General features: G+C 61.2%; 13 protein-coding genes. 1 reads left to right on the top strand and 12 read right to left on the bottom strand.

The features are described 5' to 3' along the window. Positions 1-13: 13 nt before the first annotated feature. Positions 14-334, top strand: a complete 321-nt coding sequence (locus ACQY1L_RS01580) for a low molecular weight protein tyrosine phosphatase family protein (RefSeq protein WP_113167549.1) — start codon at positions 14-16, stop codon at positions 332-334. A 12-nt stretch (positions 335-346) separates the two neighbouring features. Here the strand turns inward: ACQY1L_RS01580 and ACQY1L_RS01575 are convergent, their stop codons facing one another. The 12 genes from ACQY1L_RS01575 to ACQY1L_RS01520 form a co-directional block, all read right to left on the bottom strand. Then, positions 347-2536, bottom strand: a complete 2190-nt coding sequence (locus tag ACQY1L_RS01575; RefSeq protein ID WP_430242322.1) for a bifunctional diguanylate cyclase/phosphodiesterase — start codon at positions 2534-2536, stop codon at positions 347-349. 150 nt (positions 2537-2686) lie between these two features. Beyond that, complete coding sequence (locus ACQY1L_RS01570) at positions 2687-3463, bottom strand: MetQ/NlpA family ABC transporter substrate-binding protein (RefSeq protein ID WP_062461166.1); 777 nt, start codon at positions 3461-3463, stop codon at positions 2687-2689. Between the two features lie 43 nt (positions 3464-3506). Further along, on the bottom strand, positions 3507-4175 hold the full coding sequence (locus ACQY1L_RS01565; RefSeq protein ID WP_430242320.1) for a methionine ABC transporter permease: 669 nt from the start codon (positions 4173-4175) through the stop codon (positions 3507-3509). After that, positions 4165-5199 (bottom strand): methionine ABC transporter ATP-binding protein, encoded by a 1035-nt coding sequence (locus tag ACQY1L_RS01560; protein ID WP_113167550.1) that lies wholly within the window; start codon positions 5197-5199, stop codon positions 4165-4167. Before ACQY1L_RS01560 ends, ACQY1L_RS01565 begins: the two co-directional genes overlap by 11 nt. A 295-nt stretch (positions 5200-5494) precedes the next feature. Then, the gene (locus ACQY1L_RS01555) at positions 5495-6871 is read right to left on the bottom strand and encodes a GH1 family beta-glucosidase (RefSeq protein ID WP_430242318.1); all 1377 of its coding nucleotides are present in this window, start codon (positions 6869-6871) and stop codon (positions 5495-5497) included. Positions 6872-7030: 159 nt separating this feature from the next. Then, positions 7031-7303: a Txe/YoeB family addiction module toxin gene (locus ACQY1L_RS01550; RefSeq protein WP_430242316.1), complete on the bottom strand. Its 273-nt coding sequence runs from the start codon at positions 7301-7303 to the stop codon at positions 7031-7033. Position 7304: 1 nt separating this feature from the next. Then, positions 7305-7556, bottom strand: a complete 252-nt coding sequence (locus ACQY1L_RS01545) for a type II toxin-antitoxin system Phd/YefM family antitoxin (protein ID WP_092659709.1) — start codon at positions 7554-7556, stop codon at positions 7305-7307. 290 nt (positions 7557-7846) lie between these two features. Then, a complete protein-coding gene (locus ACQY1L_RS01540) occupies positions 7847-9034 on the bottom strand; it encodes a Gfo/Idh/MocA family protein (protein WP_430242313.1) in 1188 nt (395 codons plus the stop codon). Between the two features lie 160 nt (positions 9035-9194). Next, positions 9195-10250 carry a sugar phosphate isomerase/epimerase family protein gene (locus ACQY1L_RS01535; protein ID WP_430242311.1) on the bottom strand — a complete coding sequence of 352 codons (1056 nt, stop codon included), beginning with the start codon at positions 10248-10250 and terminating at the stop codon, positions 9195-9197. Positions 10251-10451: 201 nt separating this feature from the next. Next, a complete protein-coding gene (locus ACQY1L_RS01530) occupies positions 10452-11417 on the bottom strand; it encodes a substrate-binding domain-containing protein (protein ID WP_430242309.1) in 966 nt (321 codons plus the stop codon). 234 nt (positions 11418-11651) lie between these two features. Continuing rightward, the gene (locus ACQY1L_RS01525; RefSeq protein WP_062461179.1) at positions 11652-12650 is read right to left on the bottom strand and encodes an ABC transporter permease; all 999 of its coding nucleotides are present in this window, start codon (positions 12648-12650) and stop codon (positions 11652-11654) included. Beyond that, positions 12647-14176 carry a sugar ABC transporter ATP-binding protein gene (locus tag ACQY1L_RS01520; protein WP_430242307.1) on the bottom strand — a complete coding sequence of 510 codons (1530 nt, stop codon included), beginning with the start codon at positions 14174-14176 and terminating at the stop codon, positions 12647-12649. The genes ACQY1L_RS01525 and ACQY1L_RS01520 overlap by 4 nt, the downstream gene beginning before the upstream one ends. Between the last annotated feature and the right edge of the window lie 126 nt (positions 14177-14302).

Below are 14302 nucleotides of genomic sequence, written 5' to 3'. Positions count from 1 at the left end.
AGGATGGAGTAACCTGAAAAACATCCTTTTCGTCTGCAGCCAGAACAAGCTGCGCAGCCCGACGGCCGAGCAGGTTTTTGCAGAATGGCCCGGCATCGAGGTGTCGTCCGCCGGCACCAACAATGATGCCGAAAACCCTCTCTCAGCCGAATTGATCGAATGGGCCGACATCCTGTTCGTCATGGAACGGACCCACCGGGCAAAGATCCAGCAGAAATATCGCTCGCAGCTCAAAAGCAAGCGGCTGATCTGTCTCGATATCCCCGACGACTACGGGTTCATGGATGCGGGCCTGATTGCAATCCTGAAGACAAAGGTGCCGCGGCATCTTTAGCCTGAGACGTTTTCAGGCAATCCGCTTTCCGTCCCGTCCCCGGTCGGTGCGGTAGATGACGTCGATCTCATGGGATTCCATCGGCCGACCGAAGAAATAGCCCTGCAATTCATCACAGCCCGTCATCCGCAACTTCAGCGCCTGGTCCTCGCTCTCGACGCCTTCCGCCGTCACCGGCATGCCGAGCGAACGGGCAAGCGCCACGGTCGCCTGCAACGTCTGAACCGCGTGGTCACCCTCGGACATCGCATGCACCAGCGAGCGATCGATCTTCATCCGGTCGAAACCGAACTGCCGCAGATATCCGACGCTCGAAAAACCAGCGCCGAAATCGTCCAGAGCAATTTCGACACCGAGCTTTTTCAGCCTGGCAATCGCTGCGCGAGCGCGGTCTGGGTTCTGAATGAAATACCCCTCGGTCATTTCCAGCGTGATGCGCGACGGATCGGTGCCGGTCTTGCGGAACATCGAGGCCACATGCTGCGAAAACTCAGGGTCGCGGAACTGACCGGGCGAGATATTGACGGCAAGCTTGATGCCGGGCCAGTCGGCGATGCGCTCGCAGGCCCGGTGCATGACGAACAGACCCAGCTGGTCGATCAATCCGCTTGATTCCGCAATCGGAATGAAAACGTCCGGCGGCACCGGTCCGTAACCCTTGCGGGTCCAGCGGGCCAGCGCCTCGACGCCGATCAGCCGCCAGTTCGTTGCATCCACCACGGGCTGGTAGACGATGTTGATTTCGCGCCGCTCGATGGCGATACGCAGGTCCACTTCCAGCCGGTTGCGCTCCTCGCGCTCGGCATCCATTTCCGGCCGGTAATTCTCATAGCGGCCGCGGCCGGTTTCCTTGGCACGGTACATCGCCATGTCGGCCCGACGGACAAGCTCTTCTCCCGGCACGTTGCCGCGCGGCGAGATGGCGACACCGATACTGGTTCCGATCACAGCCACCCGTTCGCCGATGACGAAGGGCTCGCCGAAGAAGCCGAGAATGCGGTCGCAGAGAATAGGTGCCACCGGAGATGCCCCCATCACCGGCAGAGCGATGGCGAATTCGTCGCCGCCGACGCGCGCCAGGATCGCCTCGCTGCCAACAAGCGTCTTCAACCCGGCCGCCACGCCGCGGATCAGCTTGTCGCCGGTCCCGTGACCATAGGCATCGTTGACTTCCTTGAAGCCATCGAGATCCAGATAGAGAAGCAAAACATGCGCGCCCTGCGCCCGGCTTTCGAGAACAAGGGCGTCGAGAGCGGTAAAGAAACCTGAACGGTTCAAAAGTCCGCTCAACCGGTCGCACATCGCGAGCCGTCTCGCATCAGCTTCGTCGCGCTTGAGCTGATTTAGGGTGATGCTGCCACTGACCACGAGCAGCAGGAAAAACAGCCCGACCATGGCAAGCGCGCCATAGACCAGAGGCTGCACCTGGGAGAAGCCGAGGTCGCCCGGACGCCGCGGCTGCCACGAAAGCTTGACCAAAAGCTTGCCGTGCAGGTTGCGAAGTTCGACACTGTTGCTGGTCTGATCGGTCTTGTCGATGAACCGCAAACCCTCGACAACATAGGTCCTTGCAAGTTCCGCCACCTTCTTTTCGTCCAGCTGGCGGGCAAAGACGAGAAACCGTCTCTCCGAGAGCGGCTTGTCGAGCGCGCCGGATTTTTCGCGCACCAAGGCGACGCCGACAGCCGCAACGCCGTCGCGTGTCTGAACAAAGCCCGTGGCTTCCGGCAGACCGTCGCGACCCGTGGACAGGACCCGATCGAACAAGGTCCAGAGCGACGTATCGAAATACTCGCGCGGGTTCCATTCCGCCGGACGTCCCTCCTGATAGGACATCAGCACGTTGCGCTCGGTGTCCATCACGATCGCGATATCGAACAGGCCGCTGTTGGACGTCATATCGCCGTAATTGCTGACAACCCAATCCTGGCCATCCGGGGCATAGACGAACTGGGCAGCATCATCCCATGCCGAATAATCGTTGAGGGTGGCCTGAAGCTGGGTTCGGAAGGTCTGCAGCGCGCCTTCGGTGGTCTGCATCGAGCGGCTGTCGTCATACCGGTTGGCATAATCTGCAATGCGGCCGACGGCCGTCAGAATGAAGACGGTCACGAGCGTGACGACGACTGCGAACAGGACAAGTTGCATCGCCACGACAGACCGACGGCCGGCCGGAACGGAACGCCGGAAATGTGACGGCATGAACAACAATAGCCCGCCCCTTCATTAAGGGGGCCACATTGGACGGCGATCTCTTCAGATATCGTTAACTTCAATAAGAAAAGCCGGTCTCCGCGGAGACCGGCCTCGATTAGATCACTTCACTCTGAGATCCTATCGTCTTTCGACGTGTTACCAGGACGGAATGACGACGCCCTTGAACGTGTCGAGCACGAACTGCTTCACCTCAGGGCTGTGATAGCTGTCGACCAGCGTCTTCACCCAGGCGGCATCCTTGTCCTTCGCGTTGATCGCGATGATGTTGATGTAAGGTGCCTTTTCGCCTTCCTTGGCGATCGTGTCCTTGGCCGGGTTGAGACCGCCCTCGACCGCGAAGTTGGTGTTGATCACGGCCGCGTCGACGTCATCGAGCGAACGCGGAAGCTGAGCTGCGTCGAGCTCGGCAAATTCGATCTTCTTCGGGTTTTCGGTGACGTCGGCCGGCGTGACCTTGAGGCCCTTGTCGGCATTGAGCTTGATGAGACCCTTGTCGGCCAGGATCAGCAGCGCGCGGCCGCCATTGGTCGGGTCGTTGGGGATCGAAACCGTAGCACCTTCCTTCAGTTCGTCGAGGCTCTTCACCTTCTTGGAATAGACACCCATCGGGAAGTTGACGGTTGTGCCGACGGCGATCAGGTCGAACTTGCGGTCGGTTACCTGATTGTCGAGATACGGCTTGTGCTGGAAGGAATTGGCCTGAAGTTCGCCATCAGCCAGCGCCTGGTTCGGAACGACATAGTCGGAGAATTCGAGGATATCGATGTTGAGGCCCTTGGGGGCTGCGATTTCCTTGACCTTTTCCATGATCTGCGCGTGCGGACCGGGCGTCACGCCGATCTTGATGTCTTCGGCAAAGGCCGATGCGGCAGTGAGCGCACTGAAGGCGGCCGCGAGAATGATGTTCTTCATGTCTGTCTCCTTGGATTTGAAAGAATGAATGGCTTGTTCTTGATCAGGTCTTGCGGTTGCGCCTGTCGAACCGTCGGGCAAGACTGTCGCCGGCGCTCTGGACCAGCTGAACGAGAACGATCAGCACCACGACGACGGCAAGCATGACTTCCGGCATGAAGCGCTGGTAACCGTAGCGGATCCCGAGATCGCCGAGACCACCGCCGCCGACCGCACCGACCATCGCCGAATAGCCGATCAGGCTGACCATGGTCATGGTGAGCGCGAGGATCAGGCCGGGCCGGGCTTCCGCGAGCAGCACCTTGAAGACGATCTGCATCGGCGAAGCCCCCATGGCGCGGGCCGCCTCGATGAGACCGCTGTCGATCTCGCGGATCGCCGCCTCCACAAGCCGCGCAAAGAACGGAATGGTGGCGATCGTCAAAGGCACGATCGCCGCATTGGTGCCGATAGAGGTTCCCGTGATCAACCGGGTAAACGGTATGATCGCAACGACCAGAATGATGAACGGCGTCGAGCGGGCGGCGTTGACGATGAGGCCGATGACGCGATTGGCGGTCGGCGCCGGAAACAGCTCGCCACGGCCGCTGGTGGCGAGGAAGATGCCGATCGGCAGCCCGATGGCCGAGCCGATCAGACCGGCGATCGCCACCATCTGCAGCGTCTGGGTCAGTGCCTTGGTGAGAAGGCTGATGAGCATCTCAAGCGACATAGCCGAGCACCTCCGTCTTCAGGCCGGTCTCGGCATAGAATTGTTGCGCCCGCGCCATCACGGCCGGGTCGGCGGAATAGGAAACGACCAGCGATCCGAACGGCTCGCCGGCGATCTCCTCGATCGCGCCCGCCAGAATGTTGACGTCGGCGCCCAGTTCGGCAACCAGACGTCCCGTCAGCGGCTTGAAGGCCGTGTCGCCGAAAAACACCAGCCGCACCAGCGCCCTGTCCCCCGCCGATGGTTGACGTTTGATGCCGTTGCGCAGCCATTCCGGCAGGTTGAGCGAAGAGGCAAGCAGCGTGCGCGTCGTCTCGTGCCTGGGGTCGGCGTAAACCTCGAACGTGCGCCCGGCCTCGACGATGCGACCCGCATCGATCACCGCCACATGGCTGGCGACCGTTTTCACCACTTCCATTTCGTGCGTGATCAGAAGCACCGTCAGCCCGAGTTCGGCGTTGATGCGCTTCAGAAGATCAAGGATCGAATGCGTGGTCTCCGGATCGAGCGCCGAGGTGGCTTCGTCTGAGAGCAGCAGTTTCGGATCGGTCGCCAGCGCGCGGGCAATGCCGACGCGCTGCTTTTGCCCACCCGACAGCTCGGACGGGTAACGCCCGGCCTTGTCGCCGAGACCGACGAGATCGAGCAGAGGCCCGACCTTGGCCTTGATCGCCGCCTTGTCCACACCGGCAATCTCGAGCGGCAGCGCCACATTGTCGAACGCGGTTCGCGAGGACAGCAGATTGAAATGCTGGAAGATCATGCCGACCTGGCGGCGCAGCGAACGCAAACCATCTTCGCCGAGCCCGCCCACTTCGACGCCATCGACCACGACCGTGCCGGACGTCGCCTTTTCAAGCCCGTTGACCAGCCGGATCAGAGTCGACTTTCCGGCCCCGGATCGGCCGATGATACCGGCGATGGAGCCGCGGGCGACCGAAAAATCGATACCGTCGAGCGCGGTGAATTCGGGCTGCCCGGACGCACCGCCGAACCGCTTCACCACCTTTTCGAACGACACCATGGGCGCAGCATTCGCCACGTCAGGCGAAGCGGCATCGGCCACGGCAGTAACAAGTGTCATGATAAGCTCACACGTTCAGTCAGGTCATCCCGGCGACAAGGGTCGCCGTCTCAATTCATGCAGCCAAGCGGCACATTCGATGACAGGTGACTTTGCGGAGCATTCGATCGGCTTTCAATGAAGCCGGGAGGCCTCGTTATTGATGGCGCATCAATGCCCCGCCTGCGCCACATTTTACAGGGATGAGATTTCAAATTCGGCGAACACGAGAAAAAATCTTCTACGCAGCGCAAAATTAAGCCGGTGCGTGGTTACCCTTGGGGAACTCTGCAGCCAGATCCCGATACCATTTGCCGCTCTGCTTGATCGTGCGAACCTGCGTCTGATAGTCGACATGGACGAGGCCGAACCGCATCTGATAGCCCTTGGCCCACTCGAAATTGTCCATCAGGCTCCACGCGAAATAGCCCTTCATCGGATAACCGTCGCGGGCGAGATCCGCGACGACGCCGAGATGTTCGACATAGTAGTCAAGCCGCATCGTGTCATCGATTGTGCCGTCGGCGCCAAGATCGGTATTGTCGCAGGCACCGTTTTCCGTGACGTAGCATTCCGGCAGGTCGTAGCGACGGTAGAGATCCTCGACCAGCAATTTCATGGCGGGCGCATAGATCTCCCAGCCGATATCGGTCACCGCCGTTTCGACGAAGGGCGCAGGCTGCGTTGCCGGGAATTCCGCACCCTCAGCGGTATCGGCAAGAACGCGCATCGGCGTGTAATAATTGAGGCCCCACCAGTCGAGTTTCTGGTTGATGACGGCAAGATCGCCGTCTTCCACTTTCGGCATCCGATCGCCGAGCGCCGACATCAGCGACGCCGGATATTCGCCCTTGAACACCGGGCCGAAAAACGCGCCGTTGTGAAAGTCGAAGGCACGCTCGGCAGCAGCGCTATCATCTGCGCTATCGGAACCTGCAATGACGGAATGGGCGTTGAGGACGAGACCAACAGGCACGTTCGGCGTCACATGCCGGATCGCTTCCACCGCCAGTCCATGCGCAAGATTGGTGTGGTGCATGGCGGCAAGGGCCGCCTCCATTTTGCGCTCGCCCGGCGCATGCTCGCCGTAGAGATGGCTCAGCCACACCGAGCACCAGGGTTCGTTGAATGTCGCAACCGAATCCAGCCGGTCCCCAAGACGCGCCATCACCACCTTGGCATAGCGCTGGAACGCGTAAGCGGTCGATCGCGCCGCCCATCCGCCGTCGCCCATCAGCGCCAGCGGCAGGTCCCAGTGATAGAGCGTCGCAAATGCCTTGATGCCGCGCGCCTTCAATCCGTCGATCAGCTTGTCATAGAAATCGAGCCCCTGCTCGTTGATCCGGCCGGTGCCCTCAGGAATGATCCGCGGCCAGGCCAGCGAGAACCGGTAGGCGGAAACACCCATCTCCGCGATCAGATCGAGATCCGCTTCCCAGCGATTGTAGTGATCGCAGGCAATATCGCCATTATCGCGATTATGCACCCGCCCCGGCATGTTGGAAAACGCATCCCAGATGGAAGGTTTCCTGCCATCCGCCTTGGTCGATCCCTCGATCTGGTAGGCGGCGGTCGCAACACCGAACGTGAAGTCACCCGGGAAGCGGGCTGCGAGAATTTTGGGATCAGTCATGAGGATGCCGCCATATGGAGGTGCGACCGAGACAATGACCCCGGCCGTCATAGCAGCGACGTGTACCCAAATGCCCGCCCGTTGTACAGGTTTTGGAGCGCGAAAACCCGTTCAGCGCGACGAGCTCGTTCGCGATTATCGTCTTAAGTACGCTCTATACTATCTCTCATAGTGAAAACGGCACTGGATGATTTGAAGTTGCTGGGTGCTTCCTTTACCCGACACACAATACACCAGTCGATGCTCCCCAAGAATGCGCCTCGACCAAAACCCGGAGAGACTGCCCTTCAGCGGTTCCGGTTTTCCAAGCCCCTTTAAGGGCGATCTCTTCGTATCCCTGATCAGCTCGTTGATTTTCTCGACCATCGATTGATCGACGCTTTGCCAGTATTGGTACTCTTCCCAGGCGGTTCCCGTCCAGAGAAGGTTCATGTCAGAGAGTCGGGTCTTTTTCGATCAGCTCTTCTCCGCGAAGCTGCGCAATACTCTCGCGCAGCCGATCAGAATTCGCTGGAGTGGAAAGAAGGTGCAGAGTTTCCTGCATGCTCTCGTATTCGCCCTCAGCAATCAGAACCAACGCCTCTGACCCCTGACGCGTGACCAGCAAAGGAGCGCGAGAGGCGATCACGTTGTCGAAGTGGGTCGCAATGTTCTGCCTAAACTCGGTCAAACGAACGTGGGCCACAATGCTCTCCTCTCAGAATGTACATATATCTGTACAGATTGAATGGAAATGTCAATATTGGGCTCCTGACACTGGAGGTAGATCCGGCCGCGGCGAGGGTTCCAACGCCTATCCGGCTGCCGCCACCTCTTCCCCAGGCCCCTCATCCGGCTGCGTCCTGCGGACCCTTCTCTCCGCAGTTGGGGAGAAGGTCCTTTGCCGCACGCGCCTTGCCCCGATCGAGCCACGTCCCCTCTCCCCGTCTACGGGGAGAGGGTTAGGGTGAGGGGCAGACGCCGCCCACCAAGTCTTTACACCTTCACCCAAGCACCATTGTTCCGAGACGACTCCACGCAGGCCTCGACAAAGGCGACGCCCTTCACGCCGTCGTCGACGGTTGGATAGATAACCGCCTCGTCCAGTTTCGCGCCCGTCCGGTGGGCGTGAATTGCCAGTGCCGCCTCCGTGTAGATCGTTGCAAAGGCTTCGAGATAACCTTCCGGATGACCCGATGGAATGCGGGAGACACGCGCAGCAGCGGCGCCGGAACCGGCGCCATTGCGGGTGATCAGCCGCTTTTCTTGCCCGAACGGCGTGAACCACAGGTAGTTCGGATCGGCCTGCACCCATTCGATGCCGCCCTTGGTGCCGTAGACGCGGATTTTCAGGCCGTTCTCGTGGCCCGGCGCCACCTGGCTGCACCAGAGCATGCCCTTGGCCGGCTTCTCGCCGTGTCTTGCCGCGAAGCGCAGCATGACATGGGCATTGTCGTCGAGCCGGCGGCCCTCAACGAAACTGTCTAGATCCGCGGCAAGGCTATCGAGCGTCAAGCCGGTGATGAAGCAGGCAAGGTTATAGGCATGCGTGCCGATATCGCCGGTCGAGCCGCCGGCACCCGATTGGGCCGGATCGGTACGCCACACCGCCTGCTTGGCGCCGGTCTGTTCGACCGCCTCGGTCAGCCAGTCCTGCGGATATTCCGCCTGGACGATACGGATATCGCCGAGCACGCCACTCTCGACCATCTCGCGGGCCTGGCGCACCATCGGATAGCCGGTGTAGTTGTGGGTGAGGATGAACAGTGCGCCGCTCTCGTCGGCTACCTGCTTCAGCGCCTTCGCGTCGGCAAGGTTGGAGGTCAGCGGCTTGTCGCAGATGACGTGGATACCGCGCTTGAGAAAAGCTTTGGCGGCATCGAAATGAACATGGTTCGGCGTGACGATCGACACCGCCTCGATGCCGTCCTCACGCTCCGCCTCGCGGCTCGCCATCTCCTCATAGGAGCCGTAGGTTCGGTCCGTATCAAGCCCGAGTTCCCGCCCCGATGCCGCCGATTTCTCCGCCGTCGAGGAAAGCGCGCCGGCGACAAGCTCGAACCGGTCATCCAGCCGCGCCGCCATCCGGTGCACCGCGCCGATAAAGGCACCTGATCCGCCGCCGACCATGCCGAGCCGGATACGGGGTGCGCGTGTCTGTTCGTCCTTGGCTTCGATGGTCACGATGATGTCTCCTTGGAAATTCATTGCGGGGAAAGTCCCCTCTGGCCTGCAGGCCATCTCCCCCACAAGGGGGAGAGACCCCTCCGCAACGTCTCGGGTCATGACCGAAGGGTGCGGCAGGTTAAGCCCTCCCCTTGTGGGGAGGGTGGGGAGGGGTTTTCTATGAGAGCCCCAGCATGCGCCGGTTGGCCGCCTCGTCCGTTCCGCCCGCCGCAAAGTCGTCGAACGCATGTTCCGTCACGCGGATGATGTGGTGCTTGACGAATTCCGCGCCTTCGCGGGCTCCGTCTTCGGGATGCTTCAGGGCGCATTCCCATTCGACCACGGCCCAGCCGTCGAAATCGTTGGCCGCCATCTTGGAAAAGATCGCCCCGAAATCCACCTGACCATCGCCCGGCGAACGGAACCGTCCGGCCCGGTTCACCCAGCTCTGGAAGCCGCCATAGACGCCCTGCCGCCCGGTCGGATTGAACTCCGCGTCCTTGACGTGGAACATCTTGATCCGGTCTTTGTAGATGTCGATATTATCGAGATAATCCAGGCATTGCAGCACGTAATGCGACGGATCGTAGAGCATGTTGGCGCGCGGATGGTTCTTCACCCGCTCCAGGAACATCTCGAACGTGACGCCGTCATGCAGGTCCTCGCCCGGATGGATCTCGTAGCAGACGTCGACGCCGTTTTCGTCCGCATGGTCGAGGATCGGCGTCCAGCGGCGGGCAAGCTCGTCGAAGGCGGCTTCCACCAGACCGGCCGGCCGCTGCGGCCACGGATAGATGTAGGGCCAGGCAAGCGCGCCGGAAAAGGTGGCATGCGCCGTGATGCCGAGATGCTTCGAGGCTGTGATCGCCATCTTCACCTGCTCGACCGCCCATTCCTGACGTGCCTTCGGATTACCGCGCACTTCAGGCGCGGCAAAGCCGTCGAAGGCGTCGTCATAGGCCGGATGCACGGCGACCAACTGGCCCTGAAGATGGGTGGACAATTCGGTGACTTCGACGCCGTTCTGGCGGGCGACACCGGCGAACTCGTCGCAGTAGTCCTTCGACGAGGCAGCCTGCTTGAGGTCAATCAGCTGGCCAGCCCAGGTCGGCACCTGAACGCCGAGATAACCCTTGTCGGCCGCCCATTTGGTGATGCCGTCCCAGCTGTCGAACGGAGCCTTGTCTCCGGCAAACTGACCGAGAAAAATGCCTGGACCCTTGATCGTCTTCATGGTGTTTCCTTTCCGATATGCCGCCCTCGATGTCGGGCTCGGTGCGTTCCGCAAACTCTCCGTCATTCCTGTGCTCGTCACAGGAATCCAGTGACCCGATGTCCGTCGGGTCAGAGAAACTTTCATCCCTGTGACGCGCACAGGGATGCCGCTAGGAGAGAGGGCGTCTTCCGACAAACGCCCCCTCCTGCCGTGCCGTCCTTAGAACGGCGAGTCGGCGAAGTAGAAATTCTTCGCATTTTCCTTCGTCACCAGTGTGGCGTCGAGGATGTAGCTGCCGCTGACCGGCACCTGATCGTAGAAGTTGGCGGCCGTCAGCTGCATGGCGGTTGCCACCATCGCCGGCGGATAGAGCACGTCGACCGGCATCATCTTGTCGCCGTCCATGACGCGCTTGATCATGTCCTTGGAACCGGCACCACCCACGACATACTGAATGTCGGTGCGCTTGGCCTGCTCGATCGCTTCCAGCACGCCGACGGCCATGTCGTCGTCCTGGCACCAGACCACATCGATCTTCTGATGCTTGGTCAGAAAATCCTGCATCACCTTGAAGGCGTCGTCGCGGCTCCAGTTGCCGTATTGACGCTCCAGCACCTTCACCTTGGAACCGGCGATCCCCTTGTCGAAACCGTCCTGGCGCTGCTGGTCGATCGGGATCGGCAGGCCGCGGATCACGACGACCTGCGCTTCGGGCGTCTTCTCGGCGATATACTTGCCGGCCACTTCGCCAAGCGCCGGGTTGTTGCCGGCTACGTAGAGGTTGCGGATCGTGTTGTCGTTGACCGATGGTGCACGGTCGACCAGCGCCACGAACTTGCCGTCGTCCTTCACCTGCTGGATCGCAGTCACCAGCTGATCCGGATCGCTCGGCAGAATGACGAGCGCGTCGATGCCCTGGACCGCCAGATCCTGTACCGCGTTTGCCTGGCTTGCCGGATCCGCCGAGGTTTTCACGATGATGGTGAGCCCCTTGTGCTCGGCCATCAAAAGTTTCGCGACGCGTTCGGCATGAAACACCACGCCGGCCGTCCAGCCATGGTCGGCGGCCGGGATCGACACGCCGATCGTCACTTTCTTGGCGTCCTGTGCAAGTGCGAGACTTGGTGCGGCCGCAACCGACGCTGCAAGTCCTGCAACGCCGAGACCGAATGTTCTTCTATGCATGTTCTCTCTCCCAGAGTTTTAGGGGTCATCCTCCCGAAACCGAACCCGCCCCAGAGGCTCGGCCAAACCATTGGTCTCAGTGACCCGAAACCCCTCCCCACCCTCCCCACAAGGGGGAGGGCTTAACCCGGCATCTATCGCCAACACTCGATCGAGGCAGGCGATTGCGGCAAGTCTTCTTCCCCCTCGTGTGGGAGATGGCCGGCAGGCCAGAGGTGGTCCCATAACAACCTCTCATTTCCGCATCAGCGACCTCTGCACCAGCATGGCAATGATGATGATCGCTCCCTGGATCGCTCCGATCAGATATTCCGATACGAAGTTCGACAGGATCATGATGTTGCCGACGATTTCCAGAATGAAGGCGCCGCAGATCGTGCCCCAGATACGACCCACCCCGCCGCGAAGTGCGGTGCCGCCGACAACGACCGCCGTGATCGCCTGCAACTCCCACAGGATCCCCGTCGTCGCGGAGGTCGATCCCAGCCGCGGCACGTAGATCATGACAGCGACGGCAACGCAGAGGCCCTGCACCACATAGGCGATGGTGCGCACCTTGTTGACGGAGATGCCCGAATAGCGCGCCACTTCCTCGTTCGATCCGACGGCGATCACATGACGGCCATACCGGGTGCGGTAGAGCACGAAGGCAGCGAGCGCCGCCGTAACGAAGATCACGATGATCGGGATCGGCACGCCGAACACGTCGCCGAAATAGACCGGCCGGTAGAGCTGCTGCAACTGCCGGTCCTTGAGCGTGATCGCGCCGCCCTGGGAAAGCCAGGTCGTCAGGCCGCGATAGATGCCCATCGTGCCGAGCGTCGCGATAAACGGCTCGATCCGCCCGAGCGTGGTGATAAGCCCGTTCGCCAGCCCGCAGGCTGCCCCCAGAACCAGCGCCACCGCCATGCCGGCCATCAGCATCAGCATCGGATCGGCAATCACGCCTGAGTTCATGAACAGGATCATCAGGCTGGCGACAAACGCCACCATCGCCCCGACCGAGAGATCCAGTCCCCCCGCCGAGATCACATAGGTCGCCCCAAGCGCTATCACGGCGATAAAGGCGCTGCGGGTGATGACGTTGGTGAGGTTGGCCAGCGACACGAAATTCGGGTTGGCGAAATAGCCGAGCACCAGAAGCAGCGCCAGCGCAACAAACGGCGCGATGGCCGCCATGTCCCAGTCGCGCGAAGTCTTCGGCGCCTTCGTCTCGGTTACGACCGCACTCATGCCGCCTCCCCCGCGCCGACATTGACACCGGTTGCAAGCTGGACGATCTCGTTTTCCGTCATGTGGTCTCCCTGAACTTCGCCGACGATCCGGCCGCCGCGCATCACCAGGATGCGGTCGCAGATGCCGATCAGCTCCGGCATTTCGGACGAGACGACGATGATCGAGCGCCCTTCCGCGGCCAGAGCAGCGATGAATTTGTAGATCTGTTCCTTGTTGCCGATATCGATGCCGCGCGTCGGCTCGTCGATGATGACAACCTGCGGATCGAGCAGCATCATCTTGGCAAGCAGCAGCTTCTGCTGGTTGCCGCCGGAAAGCTGTCCCGCGAGGATCGTCTTCGTGCCGGTGCGAATGTCGAAATCCTCGATCGCCTTGTCGAGCGCCTGCGCTTCCCGCTTGCGATCGATCTGCAGGCCGCGGATGAACTTGCCGAGCGAGGCGAGCGTCAGGTTTACGGTGAGGTCCTTGGTCAAGAGCAAGCCCTTGCCCTTGCGATCCTCGGAGAGATAGGCGACGCCCGCCTTGAGGCTCGAATGTACGTCGGTAAACTGAACCGGCCGGCCCCGCAGCGTCACCTTGCCCTTGGCCGGTCGAAGCCCGACAAGCCCTTCCATGAGCTCCGTGCGACCGGCGCCGATCAGTCCGGCAAAGCCGAGGATTTCGCCCTTGTGCAGGGTGAAACCGGCATTGCGGGCATAGCCCGGCACGTCGAAGCCTTTAACCTCGAGCACCGTTTCGGGCGCGATGGCCGCCTGCCGGTCCGGATAGAGCTTTGCCACGTCGCGACCCACCATCAGCCGCGCCATGTCGGCCGGTTCCAGCTCGCTTGTCGGGTGCGAAGCGACCAGTCGCCCGTCACGCAGCACCGTCACGCGGTCGGCGATCTCCTTTACCTCCGGCAGCCGGTGCGAGATGTAGAGAACGCCGACGCCCTTGGCCCTGACATCGGTGATGACTTTCAGGAGGGCTTCGGTTTCATGCGGCGTCAGCGACGCCGTCGGCTCGTCGAAGATGACGATGCGGTGCGGCACCAGCAGCACCCGGGCGATCTGCACCAGCTGGCGCTGCGCGATCGAAAGCCGCGAGACGATGGTCTCGGGATCGATATCGGCGCCCAGATCGCGGATCGCCTCTGCGGCGCCCGTGTTCATCGCACGGTCGTCCAGCGCGATGCCCTTTCGAACCTCGCGACCGAGATAGATGTTCTGCGCCACCGTCAGATCCGGTGCGAGAAGGATTTCCTGATGCACCAGCACGATGCCATGCTTTTCCGCATCGACCGGCCCCGAAAAGCTGACGACCTGCCCGTCGATCGCAAGTTCGCCGCTTGTCGGCTGATGGTTGCCGGCAAGGATCTTCATCAAGGTGGATTTGCCGGCGCCGTTTTCGCCGATGATCGCGTGGACCTCTCCGGCACGAACAGTGAGCGCGATATCCTTGAGGACTTCGACAATGCCGAACGTCTTTGAAAGGCCGCGCGCATCGAGCAGAGGCGCAGCCGTTTGCCCGGGCGCATCAACCATGCACCGGCCTCAAAATCAGAAGCGTCGTGAAGCAGCCGCAACGCGGCACGCCCACAACACCTGCCTCCTCGCAAGTGGTGTGATGCACTGAAATTCCTCCCTGAATTTCAGGCTATCGAAGAATTT

Origin of the sequence: Neorhizobium sp. DAR64862/K0K3 (genome assembly GCF_050500185.1) — a bacterium.
GTDB lineage: Bacteria > Pseudomonadota > Alphaproteobacteria > Rhizobiales > Rhizobiaceae > Neorhizobium > Neorhizobium soli.
Note: the sequence above shows the minus strand (reverse complement) of the source record. Positions and strands in the feature narration are given on the sequence as shown.

Coding starts and splice junctions, on each gene's coding strand:
- ACQY1L_RS01575 (WP_430242322.1), bottom strand. CDS start 2,536: ATGCCGTCACATTTCCGGCGTTCCGTTCCGGCCGGCCGTCGGTCTGTC.
- ACQY1L_RS01570 (WP_062461166.1), bottom strand. CDS start 3,463: ATGAAGAACATCATTCTCGCGGCCGCCTTCAGTGCGCTCACTGCCGCA.
- ACQY1L_RS01565 (WP_430242320.1), bottom strand. CDS start 4,175: ATGTCGCTTGAGATGCTCATCAGCCTTCTCACCAAGGCACTGACCCAG.
- ACQY1L_RS01560 (WP_113167550.1), bottom strand. CDS start 5,199: ATGGTGTCGTTCGAAAAGGTGGTGAAGCGGTTCGGCGGTGCGTCCGGG.
- ACQY1L_RS01555 (WP_430242318.1), bottom strand. CDS start 6,871: ATGACTGATCCCAAAATTCTCGCAGCCCGCTTCCCGGGTGACTTCACG.
- ACQY1L_RS01550 (WP_430242316.1), bottom strand. CDS start 7,303: ATGAACCTTCTCTGGACGGGAACCGCCTGGGAAGAGTACCAATACTGG.
- ACQY1L_RS01535 (WP_430242311.1), bottom strand. CDS start 10,250: ATGAAGACGATCAAGGGTCCAGGCATTTTTCTCGGTCAGTTTGCCGGA.
- ACQY1L_RS01530 (WP_430242309.1), bottom strand. CDS start 11,417: ATGCATAGAAGAACATTCGGTCTCGGCGTTGCAGGACTTGCAGCGTCG.
- ACQY1L_RS01525 (WP_062461179.1), bottom strand. CDS start 12,650: ATGAGTGCGGTCGTAACCGAGACGAAGGCGCCGAAGACTTCGCGCGAC.
- ACQY1L_RS01520 (WP_430242307.1), bottom strand. CDS start 14,176: ATGGTTGATGCGCCCGGGCAAACGGCTGCGCCTCTGCTCGATGCGCGC.